The organism is Pseudomonas sp. J380 (genome assembly GCF_009827115.1).
Classification (GTDB): Bacteria; Pseudomonadota; Gammaproteobacteria; order Pseudomonadales; family Pseudomonadaceae; genus Aquipseudomonas; species Aquipseudomonas paracarnis.
Genome location: NZ_CP043060.1, coordinates 5252569 through 5276394 on the forward strand (window position 1 = coordinate 5252569; position 23826 = coordinate 5276394).

Consider the following 23826-nt stretch of genomic DNA (forward strand, 5'->3'; position numbering starts at 1 on the left):
TCTGGCTTAAAAGAAGGACAAGACCCTATGCGTAAGATGATTGCAGTGTTGGCCCTGAGCGTATTGGCCGCCAACGTAATGGCGGCGGTATCGCCCGAAGAAGCAGCCAAGCTCGGCACTTCCCTGACCCCGGTCGGCGCCGAAAAAGCCGGCAATGCCGATGGCTCGATCCCCGCCTGGACCGGTGGCATCCCCAAAAACGCCGGCACGGTGGACAGCAAGGGCTTCCTCTCCGACCCCTTCGCTAACGAAAAACCGCTGTTCGTGATCACCGCCGCCACGGTGGACAAGTACAAGGACAAACTCTCCGACGGCCAGGTGGCGATGTTCAAGCGCTACCCCGAGACCTACAAGATCCCGGTGTACCCCAGCCACCGCACGGTCAACTTGCCGGCGGACATTTACGAGTCGATCAAGCGAAGCGCCCTGAATGTGAAGGCGATCAACGATGGCAACGGCCTGGAGAACTTCACCGGCAACCGTTACTACGCGTTCCCTATCCCCAAGAATGGCGTCGAGGTGCTGTGGAATCACATCACCCGTTACCACGGCGGCAACCTGCGGCGCATCATCACCCAGGCCACGCCCCAGACCAATGGCAGCTACACGCCGATCCGTTTCGAAGAAGAAGTAGCGGTGCCGCAAGCTATCCCGGATATCGACCCGGCCAAGGCCGCCAACGTGCTCAGCTATTTCAAGCAGTCGGTCACCGCGCCGGCGCGGCTGGCGGGCAACGTGCTGCTGGTGCATGAAACCCTCGACCAGGTGAAGGAACCGCGCCTGGCCTGGATCTACAACGCCGGCCAGCGCCGTGTGCGGCGTGCACCGCAGGTGTCTTACGACGGCCCGGGTACCGCCTCCGACGGCCTGCGCACTACCGACAACTTCGACATGTTCTCCGGCGCACCCGACCGTTATGACTGGAAACTGGTGGGCAAGAAGGAGATGTACATCCCTTACAACAGCTACAAGCTTGATTCGCCGGGCCTCAAGTACGACGACATCATCAAGGCCGGCCATATCAACCAGGACCTGACCCGTTACGAGTTGCACCGCGTGTGGGAAGTGGTCGGCACCGTCAAGCCCAGCGAGCGGCACATCTATGCCAAACGCCATATGTTCATCGACGAAGACAGCTGGCAAGTCGCCCTGGTGGACCACTACGACGGCCGCGGCCAACTGTGGCGCGTTGCCGAAGGCCATGCGCAGTTCTATTACGACCACCAGGTGCCGGCCTACACCGTGGAAACCCTGTACGACCTGATTGCAGGGCGCTACATCGCGCTGGGCATGAAGAACGAGGAGAAGAGCAGCTTCGTGTTCGGCTTCGCGGCCAAGGCGGCGGACTACACCCCGGCTGCACTGAGATCGGAGGGCGTTCGCTGATTCCACACTGAAATGAGGTTGAAAATGTGGGAGCTGGCTTGCCTGCGATAGCGGTGGGCCAGGCCGCTCATCGATTGCTGTTGCACCGCCATCGCAGCATAGATATCTACACAACTTTGTAGGCTGTAGCGGCAGACGGTAACTACGATGCGAAGCGAGTCGCCCTTGATCTTGATCTGTTTTTGATCTTGATCTTAGGCGCCCCGTTAAACCACGCTGGCGGATTACGGGCACACCGAGCCAAAGCGAGGTGCCGAGTGGTGGGGCAAGAGCCCTTTTGGTTACTTTTGGCTGGGCCGGCATTCCGGGCTCTTTTCCAAAAGTGACCCGCTGTAAAAGCGGAACCCTAAGTGGCCGTTACCGCAGGAATGGATATGTACACGGTCCAACTGTGTTGACTGTCAGGCCGTCTTCGCAGGCAAGCCAGCTCCCACATTTGGACTGCGGCGCGTCAGGTATATAAGCGTCGGCTGTCAGTCCGTCACGGGAGCAAGCTCCCTCGCCACAGGTCCAGCGTCGCACCAAAGTTGTGTAGATACCTATGGCCATCGCAGGCAAGCCAGCTCCCACACTGAAGGGCGTATACCTTGGTTTTTATGGTCTTCAATCAACCCGCTGAATACTTCTTCAACAACCGCCAACCACAGGTCTAGGGTGACGCAACAATAAAAACAGCAGGATGCAGCAATGACCGCCATGACCCGCTGCCTGGACCGTCCTGGATTTATGCCACGGCTGTCCGCCCACCATGCGTTGCGTGCGCGGCTGACTGTGCCTCTGCTGACGGCGCAGGCGCGGGTAAGGTTGCTGTGCGCACCGGGAGGCAGTGGCAAGAGCGCGTTGCTCGCCGAGTGTGCGCTGCAGGCGCCGAAGGGCTGTCAGGTGGTGTGGATGCCACTCAACGGTGCCGCGCTCAGCCCCTTGGAATTCTGCGCACGGCTGGCGCAGCAGCTTGGCTTGCCGTTTGTGGATGAAGCCACGTTATTGCTCGACTTGGGCCGTTGGCCACACACCACGTGGTTGTTTCTGGATGATTTCTGTCGCTCGCCTGCGCCTGAGCTGGATGCGCTGCTGGACCGTTTGCTCGCCGCTGGCAGCCCGCAGTTGACCTGGTGGCTGGGCGCGCGACGGCGCCCGTTGTGCAATTGGCCACGCCTGTTGCTCGACGATGAGTTGCTGGAGTGCAGCGAGTTGTTTTTCAGCGCTGAGGAAGTCGAGCAACTGCTCGCCCCGGGGCATAGCGTCGACAGCGTGATGCAGTTCAGCGCCGGTTGGTGCGCCGGTGTGCGTATCGCCTTGTTGGGCGACGGCCACCCCGACAAGACCCTGCTCGATTACCTGCAGCATGAGCTGTTCAACACCTTGTCGGCACCATTGGCTGAGGCCTGGCGCGTGCTGGCCCATCTGCCGCGTTTCAACCTGAACCTGTGTGAGTACTTGTTCGGTGGTGGTGACGGCGCTGAGCATTTGCGCGAATTGCAGGCACTGGGTGCGTTTATCCAGCCCTGGGAAGACACCAGCGACTGGCTCCACATTTTCCCACCGTTGGCGCGACTGCTGCGCGACGAACCCTGGCCGGCCAAACGCTCCTGGCACCGACGCGCGTGCCAATGGTTCAGCGCCGAGGGTGACTGCCAGGCCGCGTTCGAGCAGGCGTTGCTGGCGCAGGAATATGAAGTGGCGGTGAGCCTGTTGCAGCACTTCAGTTTCGAGGATTTGTTTCGCCAGCAGAACGCCGTGTTGCTGTTGCGCCTGCATGAACAGCAGGGCGATGAATTGATGTTGGGGTCGGCGCAACTGGTGGGGCTGCTCACGGCCGCGTTGTTGTTTGCCGGGCGCTTCGAACAGGCGGCCTTGTGCATCGACCAACTGGCCCGGTTCGCCCCGCAACCGACGCCCGCCGCGCAGCGCTATCTGCTGGCGCGCTGGCAGGCGCAGTGGGGCTGGTTGCTGCATTTGAGCGGCGACGCCGAACGCTCCCGCGAGCACTTTCTCGAAGCCCTGCAAGCGTTGCCCGACAGCGCCTGGACATCGCGCCTGATGTGCCTCTCGGGCCTGACCCAGCAAGCCTTGCTGCGCGGTGAGTTGGAGGCCGCCCAACGCTTGAACCGTGAAGCGCTGTGCCTGGCCCGGGTCCACGGTTCGCTGGTATTGGAGGCCCTGCTGGAGTTGGACCACGCCCAATTGCTGGAGCAGCGTGGCGCGCCGTACCGGGCGCAAAGCCTGTTGGAAACGGTGCAAGCGATGTTGGCCGGGCAACGGCTCAACGCCGGGCCGTTGGTGGGGCGTATTGTTCTGCGCCGCGGGCATCTGGCCTTGCGTCAGGGCCAGGACGGCCTGGCCGCCGAATGTTTCGAGGCCGGCTTGAGCATGTGCCTGCAGAGCCAGGACAAGCGCGTTCTGTACGGCTTTCTGGGCCTGGCGCTATTGGCGGCCAATCGTGGCGACTACGCGCAGGCCTTCATTCAATTACGCGACGCCGAACGCCTGATGCAGCAGCGCCATGTGCCCGACACGGTGTACCGTGCGGTACTGCTGTTGGTCAGTGGGCACTTCTGGTTGCAGCAAGGCCGCGCCGAATTGACGGTGCAAGCCGTGCGCCGGGTGTTGCGCCACTTTCGCGGGCCTTGCGCCAAGCAGGCACCGCCGGCCACCTTGGAGCTGATCCCGCGCCTGGAATATTTGCTGGTACTGGCCGAGGTCAAGCTGGGCTGTGCCGAGCAACCTATCGCACGGCTCAATGCCTTGCTCGACACCTCACGGCAACGCGGCATGCTTTGCCTGGAAACCGAATTGCACCTGGTGCTGGGTGAAGTGACCTGGCAGCTTGGCGACCCGGCGTTGGCGCGTCGGTCGCTGCAAGCTGGCTTGGCGCTGGCAGAGCGTTGCCAGGTGCAGCAGGCGGTCCGCGAGTTGCGTTTACGCGCCCCGGGACTTTTGAGTGAGCTGGGCCTGGAGCCCCAGGCCGCGCCTGCCGGGGCGGCGCAGAACCCGCTGAGCCAGCGTGAGCTGGAGGTGCTGCAACTGATCGCCCTGGGCAACTCCAACCTGGAAATCGCTGATCGCCTGTATATCTCCCTGCATACCGTCAAGACGCATGCGCGGCGTATCCACAGCAAACTCGGGGTAGAGCGACGCACCCAGGCGGTGGCCAAGGCGAAGACGTTGGGCTTGATGGTCTAGGCGCAGAATGCCTGGCGGTATTGGCCCGGCGTGGCGCCCATGGCGTGGCGAAAGCGCTGGTTGAAATGACTGGCGCTGGAAAAACCGCACAGCAAGGCCAGCTCACTGATCGGCAAAACGCTGCTGCGCAGCAGGTTTTTCGCTCGCGCCAGACGCCGTGCCAGCAGGTATTGATGGGGCGGCACGCCGAAGCTTTGGCGGAACATTCGGGCGAAATGGTATTCGGACAGCGCGCACATGGCGGCCAACTGGCCGAGGCTGATGGCGTCTTCCATATGTTGATCGATGTACTCCACCAACCGCCGCCGTTGGTGCGCGGCCAACCCGCCTTTCAAGCGCAAGCCTTCGCGGGCGCCGACCTGGTTGAGCAAGGTATGGCTGAGCAGTTCGTGGGCCAGGCTGCTGGTCAGCAGGCGCTCGCCGGGCTCGTGCCAGTTGAGGCTGACCAACTGGTGAAAACGCCTGGCCTGGAACGGGTCTTCAAGGAAGGTGCCCTCACGCAAGTGCAGCTCCCGTGGCTCACGGTCCAGCAGGGTGACGCAGCCGAGGGCAAATTGTTCCGGGCTGAAATACAGGTGGGCCAGGCGAATATCGCCATTGATTACCCAGGCCGACTGATGCTCGGCCGGCAGGATGCACAGTTTGTCGGGGCCGCCCTTGAGGCCAGGCTGATCACGCCGAAAGGTGCCTGTGCCACCGCCGATGTAGCAGGACAAGGTGTGATGGCTGGGAGCCTGGTAATCCTGGGCGTCATGGTGGTTGCTCCACACAGCCGCAGCCAACCCGTCACCGAGCTCGGCGCAGGCTTGCAGGCGTGCGTGGGGCGAGCGGTTGAGGGCTTGGAAGACGTGCAGCGTTTGCAGCTCTGGCATGGTGTGTTCTCCGACACCCTGCATCCTACGCTCCACGGCTGGCGCTGTGAGCCCATCGCCCGACAAAAGCGCAAGAATGTGCAAGAGCCTGCAAGGGGTTGAAGGCCACACTGTGGCTCAATCGACGGAGCCGGCTATGAATCTTTTCCTGTATCTACTCACGGTGCTCATCTGGGGCACCACTTGGATCGCCCTCAAATGGCAGTTGGGCGTGGTCGCGATTCCTGTGTCGATTGTCTATCGCTTCGGCCTGGCCGCTCTGGTGCTGTTCGTGCTGTTGCTGCTCAGCCGCAAGTTGCAGGTGATGAACCGGCGCGGGCACATGATCTGCCTGGCGCAGGGGCTGTGCCTGTTCTGCGTCAACTTCATGTGCTTTGTCACCGCCAGCCAATGGATCCCCAGTGGCCTGGTGGCGGTGGTGTTCTCCACGGCGACCTTGTGGAACGCGCTCAATGCCCGGGTGTTTTTCGGCCAGCGGGTGGCGCGTAACGTGCTGATGGGCGGGGCGCTTGGGTTGTTGGGGCTGGGCTTTTTATTCTGGCCGGAGCTGGTTGGGCATACCGCCAGCCCGCAAACCTTGTTGGGCCTGGGCTTGGCCCTGCTGGGCACCCTGTGCTTCTCGGCGGGCAACCTGTTATCGAGCCTGCAACAGAAGGCCGGGCTCAAGCCGCTGACCACCAACGCCTGGGGCATGGCCTATGGGGCGGCGATGCTGGCGACCTATTGCGCAGTACGTGGTATTCCCTTCGAGATGGACTGGAGTGCGCGGTATATCGGCGCGCTGTGGTACCTGGTAATCCCAGGCTCGGTGATTGGTTTTACCGCGTACCTCACCCTGGTGGGCCGCATGGGGCCGGAGAAAGCGGCGTATTGCACGGTGCTGTTTCCGGTGGTGGCGCTGAATGTGTCGGCCGTGGCCGAGGGTTACCAGTGGACGGCGCCGGCGTTGATGGGGCTAGTGCTGGTGATGCTGGGGAATGTGCTGGTGTTTCGTAAGGCCCGTGCGCTCGATTGTTCCCACGCTCTGCGTGGGAATACCGCTCGGGACGCTCCGCGTCCGCTCTCGAGGCCATGATGCGGAGCGTCGGGTGAGGCATTCCCACGCGGAGCGTGGGAACGATCACCGATCACTTGAGGCCTAGCCGCTTGGCCATGCGCCCCAGGTTGGCGCGGTCCAGGCCCAGTTCGCGGGCGGCGCTGGCCCAGTTGTGCTGATGGCGTTCCAGGCAGGCGCTGATGAGTTGGCGCTGGTAATGCTCGGTGGCCTGGCGCAGGTCGCCGCTGACCACCGGGAGGGCAGGGGCCGGTGCCTCTTCGGCCGCAGCCGCAGTCACGTCGGGCAAGTCCAGGTCCAGGGCGCTCAGGCTGAGAATCTTGGGGCGCTCGCGGCAGTTGCCCAGGGCTTTCAACGCGCTGCGTCCGATCAAGTGCTCCAGCTCGCGCACATTGCCGGGCCAGTTGTAGGCCGTTAGGGCCGCCTGGGCATCTCCGGTCAGGCGCAGGCTGCCCAGGCCCATGCGTGAGCGGTTCTGTTCGAGGAAGAACCCCGCCAATAGCAGCACATCACGCCCGCGCTCGCGCAGCGCTGGCACTTGCAGTGGGTAGACGCTCAAACGGTGGTAGAAGTCGGCACGGTAGCGGCCATTGCGCACCTCTTCGGCAAGGTCGCGGTTGGTGGCAGCAACCAGGCGCACATCCACCTGGTGCTCCTTGTCCGACCCCAGGCGCTGCAACTGGCCGCTTTGCAGCACGCGCAGCAACTTGGCCTGCACGGTCAACGACAACTCACCCACTTCATCCAGGAACAAGGTACCGCCATTGGCCAGTTCGAACTTGCCCCGGCGCTCGTTCGACGCGCCAGTAAAGGCGCCGCGCACATGCCCGAACAGTTCGCTCTCTACCAAGGTCTCGGGCAGGGCGGCGCAGTTGAGGCTGATCAGCGGTTTGTCGGCGCGGGAGGAGGCGGCGTGGATCGCCTGGGCCACCAATTCCTTGCCGACCCCGGTTTCGCCGGTAATCAGCACGGTCAAGTCACTGCCGCCGACCAGGTTGATTTCCTCGACCAGGCGCTTGTGCGCTTTGCTCTGGCCGATCATTTCCTTGGGCTGCTGGCCACTGGCCTGGCGATAGATCTCGGCGCGCTGGTGCTCGTCTTCGGCCCGCAGCGCCAGGCGCTCGATGCGTTCAGCCACGTTGACGGTGGCCGCGGCGAGGCTGGCGAAGGCTTGCAGGGCGTCCAGCTCGACCCGTTCAAAGCGCTCGGTATCGAGGGCGTCCAGGGTCAGCAGCCCCCAGGGCTGGTCGTCGATAAACAGCGGGCAGCCCATGCAGTCGTGGACTTCCAACTGGCCGTGCAAACCGGCGACCAAGCCGTCATAGGGGTCGGGCAATTGGCTGTCACTGTCGAAGCGGGTAGGGCCGGGGCTGCTCAGCAGGATCTCGAAGCGCGGATGTTCGCTGACCTTGAAGCGTCGCCCCAAGGTATCGGCGCTCAAGCCGTCCACGGCCAGCGGCACCAACCACTCGCCGTCCAGGCGTAACAACGCGGCGGCGTCGCAGGGCAGCAGCGCACGCATGGCTTGCAGCAGGCGCCGGTAGCGCTCGCCTTCGGGCAAGTCCCGGGACAGGTCAGCGACCAGCGGCAGTAAGGTGGTGAGCAGTGGTTGTGCAGTCATAATGACTCCCTGTAGTCCTTATGACTATAAAGTGTAGGAAGTCATACTGACTACACAATATTTAAGTTATTGAAAATAAATGATTTTTAAGTTGGCACGATTACTGACTGCCTAAAAGCAATCAGTAAGAAGACCCAGGAGTCTCCCATGCTTAGTGCCCAAGACCGTGCCATCATCAAATCCACTGTGCCCCTGCTGGAAAGCGGCGGCGAAGCGCTGATCACCCATTTCTATCGCATGATGCTGTCCGAGTACCCGGAAGTCCGCCCGCTGTTCAACCAGGCCCACCAGGCCAGCGGTGACCAGCCCCGCGCCCTGGCCAATGGCGTGCTGATGTACGCGCGGCATATCGACCAGTTGGACCAACTGGGCGACCTGGTGGCCAAGATCATCAACAAACACGTGGCCTTGCAGATCTTGCCGGAGCATTACCCCATCGTGGGGACGTGCCTGCTGCGGGCTATTTCTGAAGTACTGGGCAGCGAGATTGCCACCCCCGAGGTCATGAGCGCCTGGGGCGCGGCCTACGGCCAGTTGGCGGACATTCTGATCGGCGCCGAAGCGGCCATCTACGACGAAAAAGCCCAGGCGCCCGGCGGCTGGCGGGGGGCGCGGGCGTTCCTGTTGGTCAAGCGCGTGGAGGAGAGCGACGAGATCATCTCCTTCTACTTCGCGCCGGTGGACAACGGCCCGATCCTGGCCGCAGCGCCCGGCCAGTACATCGGCCTGAAACTGGTGCTCGATGGCGAGGAAGTGCGTCGCAACTATTCCCTGTCGGCCCTCACCGACACCGGGCTGTACCGCATCAGCGTCAAGCGCGAAGCGGGCGGGCGGGTCTCCAATTACCTGCACGACCAGATGCATGTCGGCGCGACCATTGACCTGTTCCCTCCGTCGGGCGAGTTCACCCTGGCCGCCAGTGATAAACCGCTGGTGCTGATCAGCGGCGGGGTAGGCATTACGCCCACGCTGCCGATGCTCGAAGCCGCCCTGGCAACCGAGCGCCCGGTGCATTTCATCCATTGTGCCCGTAACGGCGGGGTGCATGCGTTCCGTGACTGGGTGGACACCCTGGCGGCCAAGCATCCGCAGCTCAAGCGTTTCTACTGCTACGCCGAGGATGACGGCATCAGCCCGGCGGCAGACAAGGTCGGGATGCTCAACCAGGAGCAACTGGCGGCCTGGTTGCCTGAGCAGCGTGATATTGATGCTTACTTCTTGGGCCCCAAGGGCTTCATGGCGGCGATCAAGCGGCATCTCAAGGCGCTGGGTGTGCCGGAGAAGCAGGCGCGCTATGAGTTCTTTGGCCCGGCGGCGGCGCTGGAATAGAATTTGGCCAATTGACCCTATCGGCATTATCGCGGGCAAGCCCGGCTCCCACAGAGGATCGCATTCCAATGTGGGAGCCGGGCTTGCCCGCGATGGCGTCCGCACAATCACTACATTTGCCACGATTAATCCGCTGTTAACCCCCCTCTGTTTTAACCACTGCCTGTGTGTAAACTTGTTGCCATCAGGCACAACCATAATCAGAGAAAGGGAAAGACGGGGATGATTGACGACATGCGTTTAGGCAGGGAGCGGCGCTTTCTGGTGTTGCTGGGCATCATCTGCCTGGCGCTGATTGGCGGGGCGCTGTACATGCAAGTGGTACTGGGCGAAGCACCGTGCCCGCTGTGCATTCTGCAACGCTACGCCTTGCTGCTGATTGCGCTCTTCGCGTTCATCGGCGCGGCCATGCGCACCAAGGGCGCGCTGACGTTCTTCGAAGGGTTGGTGGTGCTCAGCGCCTTGGGTGGCGTGGCTGCGGCCGGCCACCATGTGTACACCCAGTTCTTTCCCCAGGTCAGCTGCGGCATCGATGTGTTGCAGCCGATCGTTGACGACCTGCCCCTGGCCAAGGTGTTTCCCCTGGGCTTCCAGGTCGACGGCTTTTGCAGCACCCCCTACCCACCGGTCCTCGGCCTGTCCCTGGCCCAATGGGCGCTGGTTGCATTCGTGCTGACGGCGATCCTGGTGCCCCTGTGCATCTATCGCAACCGTCATCCCAAAGCCTGAACCGCCGCGCCTGCCGAACGCTCCGTTGCTTCTGAATGAAGGCGGAGCGTTTTTGTTTGTAGGGATTTGTGAAAGCACCGTGACGAGGGGCAACGGAAGGTGCGCGCAGCATGCGACATGTTGTCACATGAACGTTGTCGCAGGACGTTTCTGACCCGCCAAATCGGCCCTTGGATTTGCACCCCACGTACAAATTGTGCTGTCAGTTCGTGGTTCCCACGGCGGCCCGATTCGTGTGCGGCCCCAATCCCTGAAGCATCTATGAATGCCTTGTTTTATGGGCACTTGGATACCCTTGGCATGCCCTTACAGGCCGTAAGGGAAGTGGCACTGTGCCCAATAACACGGCAATTTTTGTGGTTTTTGTTGAGAATCGAACGCGATAAGATCGCGAATCTTTGCAACTTTGGTGAAGGATTGTTGCTGGAATCGATAAAAATTATTTCTCTATAAGACATGGTTTATACATCGCTAGCTAACTACAATCGCCCGCACTGAATGTCCGGTGCTGTTCAATATTTGAGCATTGGAGCGGTCGAGGAGCAGATGGAAGGCTCAATGCGACCCCAGGTTCCGGCAGCCTTTCAACTATCCGCACCAAATGGAATTGGTCTGTAACAAGGCCTTTAGCCACGAAATCGAATAAGAACTCACTGCAGGTCCGTGAAACGTACAGTCATGACGTGTCGGGCAGGCTCTTATTCAATCGAAGAGAAATGCCAACCCTTGGCAGGGTGAAGTGTTGGCGATCAAAACCCAACTGCATTGCGCAAGCTGCTTTAGAGGTCGTGAGATGAGTAAAAACAGGTACCCCCGATTACTAGGCTTTTTGCCGCTGCTTGGCATGATGTTAATGCTGGGAGGCTGCAAGTGGACCTTGCTCGACCCAAAAGGACAGGTCGGTCTGGATGAACGAAACCTGATCATCACCGCTACCCTGCTGATGCTGCTGGTTGTGGTGCCTGTGATCGTGATGACCTTCGCCTTCGCCTGGAAATACCGCGCGTCCAACACCAGCGCCACCTATGCGCCGAAGTGGTCGCACTCCACCAAGATCGAGATCGCGGTGTGGTTGGTTCCGATCCTCATCATCATCGCCCTGGGTTACGTCACCTATAAGTCGACCCACGCGCTGGACCCGTATCGTCCGCTGGAGTCCGACGTCAAACCTGTGAACATCCAGGTGGTCGCGCTGGATTGGAAGTGGCTGTTCATCTACCCGGACCTGGGTATCGCCACTGTCAACGAGATCCGCTTCCCGGAGCACACCCCGCTTAATTTCCGGATCACCTCCGACGCCGTGATGAACTCGTTCTTCATCCCTGCACTGGGTGGCCAGATCTACGCGATGGCAGGCATGCAGACCCGCCTGCACCTGATCGCCAACCAGAAAGCTGAAATGGAAGGCATCTCCGCCAACTACAGCGGCGCTGGCTTCACCGGCATGAAATTCAAAGCGATCTCGACAAGCCAGGAAGATTTCGACGCCTGGGTAGCTGCAGTCAAGGCCGCACCTAAACAGCTTGATCAAGCTGAATACGACGCTCTGACCAAACCGAGCCAGAACAACCCTGTCGCCTTGTACTCCGCGTATGAGCCGGACCTGTTTCAGAAAATCGTCGACAAGTACGAAGGTATGAAGCCAGGCAAGCCGGTCAAGCACGAGAAGAAAGAAGTGGCCGCGGTTGAAGGTTCTGATACAGGCGCGCATTCAACTGCTGGGGCAGAGGAGTAAACGATGTTTGGTAAATTAAGTTGGGACGCGGTCCCATTCCACGAGCCGATCGTAATGGTGACTATCGCCATGATCGCGCTGGGTGGTTTGGCGCTGGTTGCGGGTATCACCTATTTCAAGAAGTGGTCCTACCTGTGGACCGAGTGGTTGACCTCGGTCGACCACAAGAAAATCGGCGTCATGTACGTCATCGTTGCCATGGTCATGCTGCTGCGTGGTTTTGCCGACGCCATCATGATGCGTACCCAGTTGGCCATGGCCACCGAGGGTTCGCCTGGCTACCTGCCACCTGAACACTATGACCAGATCTTCACCGCCCACGGTGTGATCATGATCATCTTCATGGCGATGCCTTTCTTCACCGGCTTGATGAACCTTGCCTTGCCGCTGCAGATTGGTGCGCGTGACGTTGCCTACCCGTTCCTGAACTCCCTGAGCTTCTGGCTGCTGGTGTCCGGCGTGGTGCTGATCAACGTTTCCCTGGGCGTCGGCGAATTCGCCAAGACCGGTTGGGTTGCGTATCCGCCATTGTCGGGGCTGCAATACAGTCCGGGCGTGGGTGTGGACTACTACATCTGGGCGCTACAGTTATCAGGGCTCGGGACGACATTGACGGGGGTCAACTTCCTGGCCACCGTCCTGAAAATGCGCGCCCCTGGCATGAAACTGATGGACATGCCGATCTTCACCTGGACCTGCACCTGGGCAAACGTGCTGATCGTGGCTTCGTTCCCGATCCTGGCCGCTACCATGGCGCTGCTGTCGCTTGACCGTTACCTGGATTTCCACATTTTCACCAATGAACTTGGTGGCAATCCAATGATGTACGTGAACCTGTTCTGGGCATGGGGTCACCCTGAGGTGTACATCCTGATCCTGCCAGCGTTCGGTATTTTCTCCGAAGTGATCTCGACCTTTACCGGCAAGCGCCTGTTCGGTCACCACTCGATGGTCTACGCCTCTGGCGCGATCTCCGTACTGGGCTTCATGGTGTGGCTGCACCACTTCTTCACCATGGGTTCGGGGGCCAGCGTCAACGCCTTCTTCGGCCTGGCGACGATGCTGATTTCCATCCCGACGGGGGTGAAGCTATTCAACTGGCTGTTCACCATCTACCACGGTCGTCTGCGCATGACCAGCCAGGTCCTGTGGACCCTGGGCTTCATGGTGACCTTCGCCATCGGCGGCATGACCGGCGTACTGCTGGCCATCCCGGGTGCTGACTTCGTGCTGCACAACAGCCTGTTCGTGATCGCCCACTTCCACAACGTGATCATCGGTGGTGCTGTATTCGGCTACATCGCTGGTTTCAGCTTCTACTTCCCGAAAGCGTTCGGCTTCAAGCTGCACGAAGGCTGGGGCAAGGCTGCGTTCTGGTTCTGGATCTCGGGCTTCTTCGTCGCGTTCATGCCGCTCTATGCACTGGGCTTCATGGGCATGACCCGTCGTCTGAACGCCACCACCAACCCTGAGTGGGTACCGTACCTGTACGTTGCCATGTTCGGTGCGGTGATGATCGCTGTGGGTATCGCCTGCCAGCTGATCCAGCTGTACGTCAGCGTGCGTGATCGCAAGCAGAACATGTGCGAATCCGGCGACCCATGGAACGGCCACACCCTGGAATGGTCGACCTCGTCGCCACCACCGTTCTACAACTTCGCCGTGATCCCTACTGCGAACACCATTGATGCGTTCACCGAAGCCAAGGAAGACGGTACTGCGTACCAGAAGCCCAAGCACTACGAGCCGATCCACATGCCAAACAACACCGCCACTGGCGTGGTGATGGGTGCGCTGTTGACCGTGTTCGGTTTCGCGATGATCTGGCACATCTGGTGGCTGGCAATCGCGAGCCTGGTGGGCACTATCGGTTACTTCATCATTCACGCTGCCCGTGATGATCAAGGCTACATGGTGCCGGTCGAAACGATCGAACGCATCGAAGCCGAGCAGCACGCTCGCCTGGTAGCCGAGAAGAAGATCCCGGCCAACCGTGTAGAAACCTCGTTGGAACAGGCTTAAACCATGTCGAACTTAGTGACCAATGCTGGACACGCCCATGTCGATGACCATGGGCACGATGACCACCACCACGACTCGGGGCCGATAACCGTCTACGGTTTCTGGCTCTACCTGATGACCGACTGCATCTTGTTTGCGTCGATCTTCGCGGTGTACGCGGTACTGGTAAACAACGTAGCGGGTGGCCCGTCGGGCCACGACATCTTCGAACTGCCTTACGTGCTCGGCGAAACCGCCTTGCTGTTGTTCAGTTCGATCACCTACGGCTTCGCCATGTTGGCCTTCTACAAGGGCAACAAGAAGGGCGTACTGAGCTGGCTGGGCCTGACCTTCCTGTTCGGCCTGGGCTTCATCGGCATGGAGATCAACGAGTTCCACCTGCTGATCTCCGAAGGCTACGGCCCGCACCGTTCCGGTTTCCTGTCGGCGTTCTTCACGCTGGTCGGCACCCACGGTCTGCACGTATCCGCTGGCCTGCTGTGGATGGCAGTGATGATGTATCAGGTCAATAAGCACGGCCTGACCAACACCAACAAGACCCGCCTTAGCTGCCTGAGCCTGTTCTGGCACTTCCTGGACGTGGTCTGGATCTGCGTATTCACCGTCGTTTACTTGATGGGGACTCTGTAATGGCTAATGCACACTCCCATGACAGCCACGATTCAAGCCACGGCAGCGTAAAGTCTTACGCCATCGGCTTCATCCTGTCGGTCATCCTGACCCTGATCCCGTTCGGCCTGGTGATGTACCCAACCTTGCCGAAGTCGATCACCTTGATGATCGTCCTGGCGTTCGCGGTGATTCAGGTTCTGGTTCACCTGGTGTACTTCCTGCACCTGGACCGCTCCAAAGAGCAGCGCGAGAACGTGATCGCGTTTGTGTTCGCAGGCCTGGTGATCGTTCTGCTGGTTGGTCTGTCGCTGTGGATCATGTTCAGCATCCACACCTACATGATGGCGAAGTGAGGTAAGACCCGATGTCGCTTAAGCACTTTATCCAAATCACCAAACCGGGGATCATTTTCGGTAACGTGCTTTCTGTGGCGGGCGGTTTCTTCCTGGCCTCCAAGGGACATGTCGATCTGGCCATCTTCCTGGCTGCAATGATCGGTACGTCCCTGGTGGTTGCTTCCGGTTGCGTATTCAACAACTGCATCGACCGTGACATCGACATCAAGATGGAGCGCACCAAGAATCGCGTGCTGGTCCAGGGCCTCATCTCCCTGAAGCTGGCACTGATCTATGCGACCGTCCTGGGTGTTGCCGGTGTGGCCCTGTTGTACAAGGTGGCCAACCCGTTGGCGGCGCTGTTTGCCGTGATCGGTTTTGTCATCTACGTCGGCCTCTACAGCCTGTACCTCAAGCGCAAGTCGGTTCACGGCACGCTAGTGGGCAGTCTGTCGGGGGCAATGCCGCCGGTGATTGGTTATGTAGCTGTGACCAATAGCTTCGACATGGCCGCGCTGACGCTGCTGGTGATGTTCAGCCTGTGGCAGATGCCGCATTCCTACGCCATCGCGATTTTCCGCTTCAATGACTACCTGGCTGCGTCGATTCCGGTATTGCCGGTCAAGCGTGGCATCCAGGTGGCCAAGAAACACATCCTGCTCTACATCCTGGCCTTCCTCGTGGCGACCTTGATGTTGACCTTCAGTGGCTACGCCGGCATGAGCTACCTCGCCGTCGCCGCCGCGATGGGCATGTACTGGTTGTACATGGCCTGGACCGGCTACAAGGCGGTGGATGACACCGTCTGGGCGCGCAAGCTGTTCGTGTTCTCGATTTTCACCATCACCGCGCTCAGCGTGATGATGTCCCTGGATTTCCAAGTGCCGAAAGAGCTGTTGCTGACCTACGCCCACTGAGTGGTCTTGCAGTAAAAAAGCCCCGCCTTCGAAAGTCGCGCGGGGTTTTTTATTGAGCGCTGCGCTAAACCGGATACGCTGCGTTATCGTTGACGTTTTTCGCGAGCGAGCTCGCTCCTACCCCCCATTCTACAAATGCAGGAAGCAATGCAATGAGTAAAAAAGCCGTGATGGTCTTCAGTGGCGGGCAGGATTCGACCACCTGTCTGATCCAGGCCCTGCCGCTGTATGACGAAGTGCACTGCATTACCTTTGATTACGGCCAGCGCCATGTGGCAGAAATCGAAGTGGCCCAGAAATTGGCCAAGCAGTTGGGTGCCACTGTGCACAAAGTGATGGATGTGTCCCTGCTCAATGAGCTGGCGATCAGTAGCCTGACGCGCGACAACATCCCGGTGCCGACCGTGAACAGCTCGGGTGAAAGCCTGCCGAGCACCTTTGTGCCGGGGCGCAACATCCTGTTTCTGACCCTGGCTGCGATTTACGCCTATCAAGTGAAGGCCGAGACCGTCATCACCGGTGTGTGCGAAACCGACTTCTCAGGCTACCCCGATTGCCGGGATGAGTTTGTCAAAGCACTCAACCAGGCCCTCAAGCTGGGCATGGAATACGACGTGCGCCTGGACACGCCGTTGATGTGGCTGAACAAGGCCGAGACCTGGGCCCTGGCCGATTACCACGGGCAACTGGAGCTGGTGCGCGAGCAGACGCTGACTTGCTACAACGGCATCATCGGTACCGGCTGTGGCGAGTGTGACGCGTGCAACCTGCGCGCTCGGGGCTTGAATGACTACCTGCAGAACAAGGCACCTGTCATGCAGAGCCTCAAGCACAAGTTGCAACTCAAATAACCCTTGCAGGAGCGAGCTTGCTCGCGAAAAACCTGAGAGCGCCGCGTTCCACCAGATGCGCTGCGTGATCGTTGACGTTCTTCGCGAGCAAGCTCGCTCCTACAGGATTATTGATAGCGCTTGAACAATGAACGTGCCCCGTAGGCCGGCAGGATGTTGAAGAACGCAAAGCCGACTTTGATCGCGATCTGTACATAGATCATGCTGAGGATGTCGCTGGTCTGCATCGCCCCGTAGAAGGCGATAAAGCAGAACAGGAAGCTGTCGATAATCACCGCAAAGAACGTACTGAGGAATATCCGCAGGTATAGATACCTGGAGTTGGTCAGCTCCTTGATCTTGCACAGCAAGTAGGAATTTATATTCTCCGACACCAGGAACGACACCGAAGAGGCCACCAGCACCGACGACACTTGCAGGATCACGTCGGTATAAGGCCCATCCAGCTTCCAGCCCGGTAGCCCCGGCAGGAACGTGGAGCCATACAGCAGGATGATGATCATCGCGTTGCTGGCAAACGCAAACAGAATGGCTCGCCTGGCCAGGCGCAAGCCAAAATTCTCGTTGAGCAAGTCCACGATCAAGAAGGTCAGCGGGTACAGGAACGTGCCCGGCGTGACGATGATGCCCAACGACTCCAGGTAAATCGGTTTGGTCGCGGCAATGCTGGTGAAGATATAGAAGGTGAACAGCAGCAAGTTCAGGATGATGTAGATCATCCAAGAGTTTTCATTGCGGTCGTTTATATCGTAGGCGGTCAGCGTTCCGCCTTGGGAGTAGAACTTCTTGTACAGGTTCTTGATTTCCATCTTGTTGAAGTTGTCCATCATTTCACTGCTGAGCACTTCACTCAGCTTGATCTTGAGGACCTTGCCCGTGGCGATCACCATGATCACCGCCAGGCGCTTGTCGTTTTCAAAGCCCAGCAACTTGTATTTGCTGTTTTCCACGGCGCCCTCAGACGTTGTCATTGAAGCGCTCCTCAAGGATGTCGCCGATGACACACAAACGCTCTGAGTTCCCGCAGGGTTCGAGGGTGATGAACAGCTTCTTGGTGGCGCGGTCGTACACCAGTTTTTCTTTATCGTCGCTCGACGAGCCTTTCTGCACGATCAGCAAGTCCCCCGGTTCATTGAGGCCGGGAATCCCGTGCTCCAGGCGCACGCCGATCAGGTTGCAGGCGCTGCCAAAGTAGTAGGTCAGCGGATGAAGCGTGGCCAGCTCACCGATGCGCTTGCCCAGGCTTTGCATGAGCAGGCTTTCCTTGAGCACAGGCACTGCCGCCGGGTTCTTGTTACCCAGTGGGGAAACATTGCTCTCGATGACTTCCTTGGCTTCAAAACTGATCGTCTCGATTTCTTCGTAGGAGACGCCAAAGAAGTCAGAGATCTTGCGTATCGTCGACTGCTGTACGTTAACGACCTTGCCTTCCAGGATGTTATAGATGGTGGTCCTGGTCAGGCCGGCGGCACTGCTTAACGAAAGCTGGGTTTCGCCACGACTCTTGATCAAGTACTTGATGTTGCTCTTCAAGTGCTCGGTTTTTTCCCGTCTGTGTATCAAGTGCTCACCACTTCCATTTAGTCATCAGTCCATGCCGGCAGAACCCATTCTTGACGGTTCGCGGCAGTGAAAGTGTTGCATGCGCCCGCTACAACAATAAAGTACTGAGTGCAGGGATACGCCTCGGTGGTAAATCAGGCAACGGCTTTCTCGTCATACTCTTCTGAACGGCCAGCGCGAATCCCTCGCGCCTCTACAAGGAGTAGTCACCATGGTGCGTGTCAGTCGTCGATCCCTTCTCGCCCTGGGCGCGGCCCTGCCTGTGTTGGGGCAGCTCAATTGGGCGCTTGCCAGCCCGGCGCCGACGAAATCTGACAAGGTACTACTCAATTATAACGAAAGCCCCTACGGCCCTTCAGACGCGGCTCGCCAGGCGATGGAGCGCGCGATTGCAGCCTCCGGGCGTTACCCTTACCCGGACATGTATGCATTGGCCGCGTTGTTTGCCGAGCAACAAGGCATCGCCGAAGAAAACATCGGGGTATTTGCCGGTTCGATGGCTGCCCTGCGTTACGCGGTGCTGGCGTTCGCCAGCCAGACCCGCGGCCTGGTGATGGCCACGCCGTCCTACGAAGTACCGCGCCAGGCGGCCGAATCGATCAAGGCGCCGGTGCATGAAGTTAACCTCGACGCCCAGCATGCCCACGATGTGCACGCCATGCTCGCCGCGGACCCACAGGCCGGCATGCTGTACCTGTGCAACCCCAACAACCCGACCGGTACGCTCACCTCGACCGAGGCTATCCGCCACGCTCTGGTGAATAAACCCAAGGGCAGCGTGCTGGTTGTGGACGAGGCTTATATCGACTTCTGCGACGCCCCCAGTTGCGTAAGTTGGGTCAAGGAACACCACGACCTGCTGGTACTGCGTACCTTCTCGAAGATCTATGGCATGGCCGGTGCGCGCCTGGGCCTGGCGATCGGCCACCCGGCGCTACTGGAGCGGTTGGCCGTGTTCGGCGGCGACAACGTCCCGGCCGGCGCCAGCTTGCTGGCCGCCCGTGCGAGCCTGGAAGACGCGCAACTGGTGGGCCAACGCAGAGCGCTCAATGCCAGGTTGCGCGATGAGACGATCGCCTGGCTCAAGGGCCGGGGCTTTACCTGCACCGTTTCCCACAGCAACTGCTTCATGATCGACGTGAAGCGCCCGGCAGAGCAGGTGATTGAGCAGTTGGCGGCACGGAATGTACTGGTCGGGCGGGTGTGGCAGGACTGGCCGCAGTGGGTGCGGGTGACGGTGGGCAATGAGCAGGAGATGGAGCGCTTTCGCGAGGCGTTCGCGGCGCAGGTCTAGCCCCTGGGTTTGCATCCGTTGCCTGGACAGGTAAGCCAGGCATGCTGCATGCTCGACCGGGTTGAATGATCAAGGAAGACACCCGTGCGACCTAATGGCCAACCCGATAAAAAATCGCCCATGCTGCCCGAGGATATGCGCCGCTTGCTCGATACCGAACTGAGCCGCCGTGGCCTGGGACACTTCGAGGTCTACCAGTGTGGGCCGACGCTGGACCAAGCGCAGATTGTGTCCAATTACCCCGAGGCCATGGAGCCTTCCGACACGGCCGACGATTTCTACCGGCGTGGCGAGCTGGTTTCATTGACCCGTACGCGGATCAAACCATTTTTCTGGAGTGATGAACACCTGCTGGCCGTGGCCGATGAGGCGGTGCCGGTGCCGGGCCCCTACAAACCCGTTGGCGAGGGCGCCAGTTTTATCGTGCATGGCAATCGCGGCTTCTACTCGGTGCTCAATCTGTGCAGCTTCGGCGAACATCGGCAATTTCGCGAGACCGTGCTGGCCCATCAAAGTGAACTGCAGATGCTGTTGGTCTCGATGTACGACGAGGCCCTGGAAGATCACGCGGCGCCTGTCGAACAACAGACGGTGCTGACCCCAAGGGAAACCGAAGTATTGTCCTGGGTCAGCCTGGGCAAGACCTACAACGAAGTGGCACTCCTGACGTCGATGACCTCCCATACGGTCAAGTTTCATATGAAGAATATCTTCGGCAAATTGCAGGTCAGCAACGGCAAATCAGCAATCGGCAAGGCCCTGCAATTGGGCTATATCCGCCACCCGGCCTGAGGCCGCAATCACCGCCTACCTGTCCAAATGGGTAGCTTGTTCGCCGCACAGTGCTGCATTAGTTTGCCCAGCTATGGAGTTTGGCGCCGGACACACCGGCGCCGCCATTGCGAAAGGACATCCGGATGAGCCGCTCTGCAGCTTTGCTCCACACCTGTGCCAGCGTGCTGCGCTGATGGGTACTTTTCACGCCTTGCGCGGCCTTAATGCGCGGTTGCAAGCATTGTTCATGATCACGCTGGTGTTCCGCACGGGCACCCTGGCGTTTCCTTTTTACGCGGCGTACCTGATTCATCAACACGCGATATCGGCAGGTACGGCAGGCCTGTTGGTCGGTGTATATGGCGCGGGCGCCCTGTGTACCGACCTGATCATCGGCGCCGTGATCAAGCGGTTTTCGGCCAACCGGGTCATTCTCGGTTCGTTGTTGTTCAACGCGCTGTTGCTGCTGGTCATTCCCTCGGTGGATAACCTGGTCGCGCTGTTCCTGTTGTCGTTTCTCTGGGGGGCCTGTTACGAAGCCTTCACACCGGCCGCGTTCTCCGAGACAGTGGCTCACAGTAATCTTGAGTCACGCAAAGTGGCGTTTTCCTGCAACCGATTGGCGATCAACATCGGTATGGCCATCGGGCCGCTACTGGGCAGCTTGATCTTCCTCAGCAATGCCGACGCGGTCTTCTACATCAATGCCGTGCTGTCCCTGCTGGCCTTCGCCGCCTGCCTGCGGTTTGGTCGGTCTCGGCAGGCCACCCAAGGCGTACCTGTCGCCGGCAAAGGCGAGGGTTTGCCCGAGGTGGCGGTTCATGAGTGTTCGCGACTGCTGGTGATCCTGTTGGCGGCGCTGCCGGTGCACGTGGCTTACGCATTACCGCCGACTTTTCTGTCGGCGTACATCATCAACTACACACAATTGCCGGCCTATTACGTGGGCATCATCTTCTTTATCAATGCGTTGCTAGTGATTGTGTTTGAAGTGCCGATCAACCTGCGCATGGCGCACTTGTCGAGCAGTCGCTCGCTGATCATTGGCCTGTTGCTGGCAGGCTGCGGTTTCTTCTTGATGGGCTTTGGTCAGGTCGGCGCGCTGTTGGTGCTTGCTACGGTGTTGTGGAGCCTGGGCGAGATGATTGTGTTCCCCGCGATCACCCACTACGTCAGCAGCATTTCCAGCCGCGACAGCGTGGGCCGCAACCTCGGCTACTACTCGGCGGGCGTCAACATCGGCGTGATGATCGCGCCCTCGTTGGCGTTCATGTTGCTGGCCCGGCCAACCTTGCCGTCACCGTGGCTGCTGGCAGGCTGTGTGTTGCTGCTGTTCGCAATCGCCGTGGGGATGATGAAAAGCTCGGCGGTGTTGTGGAATAAAGAGGCGTAGACGGCAACCGGCGCTGCGCCTTGCACGCGCGCCTGGTTGCGTCAGTACTTACTGGGCGGCGATGGCGTAGCCGTCAAAGGCGCTTTGCTGTTGCAGCGCGGTCACGATGCTCTTGCGCGTGACCGGTTGCTCGGCGCCGCTGTTGTCGATGAAGGTTTCGCTCGCAAGTTCCGCCTCGCTGCCTTCGCCCACAAAGGTGAAACCCAGGAACTCCAGCGCCTCGCGGTCCACATTGAGCTTGGAGCGCGGCGTGCGCAGCGGCAAGGTGACGCTGATGCCATCCTTGCTGATCACAAACACTTCGGTGTCTTTCTTGGCGCGTGCAGCCTTGCCCTTGCCGGCGCTCGGGTTGCTGATGGCCTGGTGCGACTGGTTAAGCACTTTGAGGGCCAGGCCATAGACCAATTCCTGGAACTCGGGATCGTCCTTGAAGCTGGACAGGATGCGGCTGATCGAGAACTGGCTGCTCAGGTGTTCCAGGGCGGCGTTGTCTGCGGCTTCGGCGTCTTTCAATTGTTTGAGCTGGCCCATCAGGTCATAGGCTTTGTCATCGTCGAAGGCATCGTGGGCCTGGCGGATGGCAACGCGTAGCTCGCGGATCTGGTCGCTTTCCTTGGAGGTGTGAAACGCGTCCAGCACCATCTCGCTGATGATCTTGGCGGCTGGCACATGCTGTGAAAGATTGATGGCGTTTTCGTATTCGGTTTTGGCGTACAGGGCGACTACGGATTCTTCGGCGGATTTTTCGGTGTAGGAATCAGACATTAAAATTTCACTGCGTAGTATGCGGAGAGACAAAAAAACGTCGGGCATTTTCAGCGGGTGAGGGGATCAGGTCAAGGCAGCCCGCTATTCGTCCAGCTGTGTGAGGCACGCCTGGAAGATATCCAGGCCTTCCTCCAACACGGCAGGTTCAATGGTCAGCGGGGCCAGCAAGCGCACGATGTGCCGCGACTTGCCGCTGGGCATCAGCAGCAAGCCAGCCTCTCGCGCCAGCACCAGCAGTTGCGCCAGTTGCTTGGGAGCGGGTGTGCCGTCGGCGTGGGCCAGTTCAATGCCCCGCATGGCGCCGACACCGGTTAGGCGGCCCAGGTAGGGCGACAGTTGCTGCGCGCGCCAGGCTTCATAGCGACCCACAATCGCGGCCTCCTGCGCGACGCCCCAGGCGTGCAGGTTTTTGTCGCTCATCACCTCAAGGGTCGCCAGCGCCGCCGCGCAGGCGACGGGGTTACCGGAGTAGGTGCCGCCCAGGCCGCCTTTGGGCAGGTTGTCCATCAGCGCCTTGCGCCCGACCACTGCCCCCAGCGGCATGCCGCCGGCGATGCTTTTGCCGAGCAGCAGCAGGTCCGGCTCGATGCCCAGGCGCGAGAAGGCGAAACGCTGGCGGGTGCGACCAAAACCCGACTGGATTTCATCAATGATCAGCAGGATGTTGTGCTGGTCGCAGAAGCGTCGCAAGGCTTGGGCAAACTCAGTGTCCAAGGCTAGAAAACCGCCTTCGCCCTGCACCGGCTCGATGATGAAGCAGGCCACATCGTTTATGTCGATTTCCACGCTGAACAGACGCTCCATCGCCTTCAGCGCGTCGGCGCAGGTTATGCCGTTATCGGTACTGGGGTAGGGCAGGTGATACACAGGGCCGGGCAGTACGCCGACCTTCTGCTTGTAGGGCGCGACCTTGCCATTGAGGTTGAGGGTCGCCAGGGTGCGCCCATGGAAGGCACCGTCGAAGGCGATCACCGCCGTGCGACCAGTGGCACCACGGGCGATCTTCAAAGCGTTCTCTGCCGCTTCTGCACCGCTGTTGGTGAGCATGCCGCTGACGGGGTAACCCACCGGGATAAAGGCGCTGAGGCGTTGCATCAACTCGATGTAGGGCGTATGCGGTGCGGCGTTGAACGCGTAATGGGTGAGCCGGGCCGCTTGCTCGCAAATGGCCGCCACCACGGCCGGGTGGCAATGGCCCAGGTTGAGCACGCCGATACCCCCGACAAAGTCGATGTAACGCTTGCCTGCAGTGTCCCAGACCTCGGCGTTTTTACCGTGACTGAGGCTGATGGGGTGAACGATGGAAATCGACTGGCTGATGCTAGCGTGACTCATGGCTCTGGGACTCGGCAGTGGTGGGCGCAGCGCTATCTAAGCCGCGCGCCCGG

Annotated in this window: 20 protein-coding genes; 14 read left to right on the forward strand and 6 right to left on the reverse strand. The window is 60.0% G+C overall.

What is annotated here, in order from left to right; genetic code table 11:
- Positions 1–27 precede the first annotated feature (27 nt).
- On the forward strand, positions 28–1386 hold the full coding sequence (locus tag FXO12_RS24020) for a DUF1329 domain-containing protein (RefSeq protein WP_054921552.1): 1359 nt from the start codon (positions 28–30) through the stop codon (positions 1384–1386).
- A gap of 687 nt (positions 1387–2073) precedes the next feature.
- Positions 2074–4569: a LuxR C-terminal-related transcriptional regulator gene (locus FXO12_RS24025; RefSeq protein WP_057975049.1), complete on the forward strand. Its 2496-nt coding sequence runs from the start codon at positions 2074–2076 to the stop codon at positions 4567–4569.
- Here the strand turns inward: FXO12_RS24025 and FXO12_RS24030 are convergent.
- Complete coding sequence (locus tag FXO12_RS24030) at positions 4566–5441, reverse strand: helix-turn-helix domain-containing protein (RefSeq protein WP_057975162.1); 876 nt, start codon at positions 5439–5441, stop codon at positions 4566–4568. The two genes, FXO12_RS24025 and FXO12_RS24030, sit on opposite strands and share 4 nt — an antisense overlap.
- Before the next feature lie 136 nt (positions 5442–5577).
- Here FXO12_RS24030 and FXO12_RS24035 point away from each other — a divergent pair, with 136 nt between their 5' ends.
- On the forward strand, positions 5578–6516 hold the full coding sequence (locus tag FXO12_RS24035) for a DMT family transporter (protein WP_057975050.1): 939 nt from the start codon (positions 5578–5580) through the stop codon (positions 6514–6516).
- A gap of 52 nt (positions 6517–6568) precedes the next feature.
- On the opposite strand, the gene norR is transcribed toward FXO12_RS24035, so the two are convergent.
- Positions 6569–8116, reverse strand: coding sequence for a nitric oxide reductase transcriptional regulator NorR (gene norR / locus FXO12_RS24040; protein WP_054921562.1), 1548 nt, complete (start codon positions 8114–8116; stop codon positions 6569–6571).
- 147 nt (positions 8117–8263) lie between these two features.
- Between norR and hmpA the strand changes: the two genes are divergently transcribed.
- The 8 genes from hmpA to queC all read left to right on the forward strand — a co-directional run bounded on the left by hmpA (position 8264) and on the right by queC (position 16646).
- Positions 8264–9445 carry an NO-inducible flavohemoprotein gene (gene hmpA / locus FXO12_RS24045; protein WP_057975051.1) on the forward strand — a complete coding sequence of 394 codons (1182 nt, stop codon included), beginning with the start codon at positions 8264–8266 and terminating at the stop codon, positions 9443–9445.
- A gap of 222 nt (positions 9446–9667) precedes the next feature.
- Positions 9668–10174: a disulfide bond formation protein B gene (locus FXO12_RS24050; RefSeq protein ID WP_047711744.1), complete on the forward strand. Its 507-nt coding sequence runs from the start codon at positions 9668–9670 to the stop codon at positions 10172–10174.
- Between the two features lie 793 nt (positions 10175–10967).
- On the forward strand, positions 10968–11909 hold the full coding sequence (cyoA, locus tag FXO12_RS24055) for a ubiquinol oxidase subunit II (protein WP_034128724.1): 942 nt from the start codon (positions 10968–10970) through the stop codon (positions 11907–11909).
- 3 nt (positions 11910–11912) lie between these two features.
- Positions 11913–13931 carry a cytochrome o ubiquinol oxidase subunit I gene (gene cyoB / locus FXO12_RS24060; RefSeq protein ID WP_003194053.1) on the forward strand — a complete coding sequence of 673 codons (2019 nt, stop codon included), beginning with the start codon at positions 11913–11915 and terminating at the stop codon, positions 13929–13931.
- Between the two features lie 3 nt (positions 13932–13934).
- Positions 13935–14561 carry a cytochrome o ubiquinol oxidase subunit III gene (locus FXO12_RS24065; protein ID WP_003194052.1) on the forward strand — a complete coding sequence of 209 codons (627 nt, stop codon included), beginning with the start codon at positions 13935–13937 and terminating at the stop codon, positions 14559–14561.
- Entirely contained in the window at positions 14561–14896 is a 336-nt protein-coding gene (cyoD, locus tag FXO12_RS24070; RefSeq protein WP_003194051.1) for a cytochrome o ubiquinol oxidase subunit IV, read from the forward strand. Before FXO12_RS24065 ends, cyoD begins: the two co-directional genes overlap by 1 nt.
- A gap of 11 nt (positions 14897–14907) precedes the next feature.
- A complete protein-coding gene (gene cyoE / locus FXO12_RS24075; protein WP_003194050.1) occupies positions 14908–15795 on the forward strand; it encodes a heme o synthase in 888 nt (295 codons plus the stop codon).
- Between the two features lie 152 nt (positions 15796–15947).
- On the forward strand, positions 15948–16646 hold the full coding sequence (queC, locus tag FXO12_RS24080) for a 7-cyano-7-deazaguanine synthase QueC (RefSeq protein ID WP_057975053.1): 699 nt from the start codon (positions 15948–15950) through the stop codon (positions 16644–16646).
- A gap of 107 nt (positions 16647–16753) precedes the next feature.
- On the opposite strand, the gene FXO12_RS24085 is transcribed toward queC, so the two are convergent.
- Both FXO12_RS24085 and FXO12_RS24090 read right to left on the reverse strand, forming a co-directional pair.
- Complete coding sequence (locus tag FXO12_RS24085) at positions 16754–17617, reverse strand: queuosine precursor transporter (protein WP_014719862.1); 864 nt, start codon at positions 17615–17617, stop codon at positions 16754–16756.
- On the reverse strand, positions 17604–18209 hold the full coding sequence (locus tag FXO12_RS24090) for a helix-turn-helix transcriptional regulator (RefSeq protein WP_080757657.1): 606 nt from the start codon (positions 18207–18209) through the stop codon (positions 17604–17606). The genes FXO12_RS24085 and FXO12_RS24090 overlap by 14 nt, the downstream gene beginning before the upstream one ends.
- A 211-nt stretch (positions 18210–18420) precedes the next feature.
- Between FXO12_RS24090 and FXO12_RS24095 the strand changes: the two genes are divergently transcribed.
- The 3 genes from FXO12_RS24095 to FXO12_RS24105 all read left to right on the forward strand — a co-directional run bounded on the left by FXO12_RS24095 (position 18421) and on the right by FXO12_RS24105 (position 21670).
- On the forward strand, positions 18421–19503 hold the full coding sequence (locus FXO12_RS24095; RefSeq protein WP_054896960.1) for a pyridoxal phosphate-dependent aminotransferase: 1083 nt from the start codon (positions 18421–18423) through the stop codon (positions 19501–19503).
- A gap of 84 nt (positions 19504–19587) precedes the next feature.
- Complete coding sequence (locus tag FXO12_RS24100) at positions 19588–20295, forward strand: helix-turn-helix transcriptional regulator (RefSeq protein ID WP_054896959.1); 708 nt, start codon at positions 19588–19590, stop codon at positions 20293–20295.
- Positions 20296–20470: 175 nt separating this feature from the next.
- The gene (locus FXO12_RS24105) at positions 20471–21670 is read left to right on the forward strand and encodes an MFS transporter (protein ID WP_173647456.1); all 1200 of its coding nucleotides are present in this window, start codon (positions 20471–20473) and stop codon (positions 21668–21670) included.
- A 48-nt stretch (positions 21671–21718) separates the two neighbouring features.
- Here FXO12_RS24105 and FXO12_RS24110 read toward each other — a convergent pair whose 3' ends face one another.
- Together FXO12_RS24110 and FXO12_RS24115 are read right to left on the reverse strand one after the other, a co-directional pair.
- A complete protein-coding gene (locus tag FXO12_RS24110; RefSeq protein ID WP_057975054.1) occupies positions 21719–22435 on the reverse strand; it encodes a hypothetical protein in 717 nt (238 codons plus the stop codon).
- An 84-nt stretch (positions 22436–22519) separates the two neighbouring features.
- Entirely contained in the window at positions 22520–23773 is a 1254-nt protein-coding gene (locus FXO12_RS24115; RefSeq protein ID WP_057975055.1) for an aspartate aminotransferase family protein, read from the reverse strand.
- Positions 23774–23826 lie beyond the last annotated feature (53 nt).

Coding starts and splice junctions, on each gene's coding strand:
- FXO12_RS24020 (WP_054921552.1), top strand. CDS start 28: ATGCGTAAGATGATTGCAGTGTTGGCCCTGAGCGTATTGGCCGCCAAC.
- FXO12_RS24025 (WP_057975049.1), top strand. CDS start 2,074: ATGACCGCCATGACCCGCTGCCTGGACCGTCCTGGATTTATGCCACGG.
- FXO12_RS24030 (WP_057975162.1), bottom strand. CDS start 5,441: ATGCCAGAGCTGCAAACGCTGCACGTCTTCCAAGCCCTCAACCGCTCG.
- FXO12_RS24035 (WP_057975050.1), top strand. CDS start 5,578: ATGAATCTTTTCCTGTATCTACTCACGGTGCTCATCTGGGGCACCACT.
- norR (WP_054921562.1), bottom strand. CDS start 8,116: ATGACTGCACAACCACTGCTCACCACCTTACTGCCGCTGGTCGCTGAC.
- hmpA (WP_057975051.1), top strand. CDS start 8,264: ATGCTTAGTGCCCAAGACCGTGCCATCATCAAATCCACTGTGCCCCTG.
- FXO12_RS24050 (WP_047711744.1), top strand. CDS start 9,668: ATGATTGACGACATGCGTTTAGGCAGGGAGCGGCGCTTTCTGGTGTTG.
- cyoA (WP_034128724.1), top strand. CDS start 10,968: ATGAGTAAAAACAGGTACCCCCGATTACTAGGCTTTTTGCCGCTGCTT.
- cyoB (WP_003194053.1), top strand. CDS start 11,913: ATGTTTGGTAAATTAAGTTGGGACGCGGTCCCATTCCACGAGCCGATC.
- FXO12_RS24065 (WP_003194052.1), top strand. CDS start 13,935: ATGTCGAACTTAGTGACCAATGCTGGACACGCCCATGTCGATGACCAT.
- cyoD (WP_003194051.1), top strand. CDS start 14,561: ATGGCTAATGCACACTCCCATGACAGCCACGATTCAAGCCACGGCAGC.
- cyoE (WP_003194050.1), top strand. CDS start 14,908: ATGTCGCTTAAGCACTTTATCCAAATCACCAAACCGGGGATCATTTTC.
- queC (WP_057975053.1), top strand. CDS start 15,948: ATGAGTAAAAAAGCCGTGATGGTCTTCAGTGGCGGGCAGGATTCGACC.
- FXO12_RS24085 (WP_014719862.1), bottom strand. CDS start 17,617: ATGACAACGTCTGAGGGCGCCGTGGAAAACAGCAAATACAAGTTGCTG.
- FXO12_RS24095 (WP_054896960.1), top strand. CDS start 18,421: ATGGTGCGTGTCAGTCGTCGATCCCTTCTCGCCCTGGGCGCGGCCCTG.
- FXO12_RS24105 (WP_173647456.1), top strand. CDS start 20,471: ATGGGTACTTTTCACGCCTTGCGCGGCCTTAATGCGCGGTTGCAAGCA.
- FXO12_RS24110 (WP_057975054.1), bottom strand. CDS start 22,435: ATGTCTGATTCCTACACCGAAAAATCCGCCGAAGAATCCGTAGTCGCC.
- FXO12_RS24115 (WP_057975055.1), bottom strand. CDS start 23,773: ATGAGTCACGCTAGCATCAGCCAGTCGATTTCCATCGTTCACCCCATC.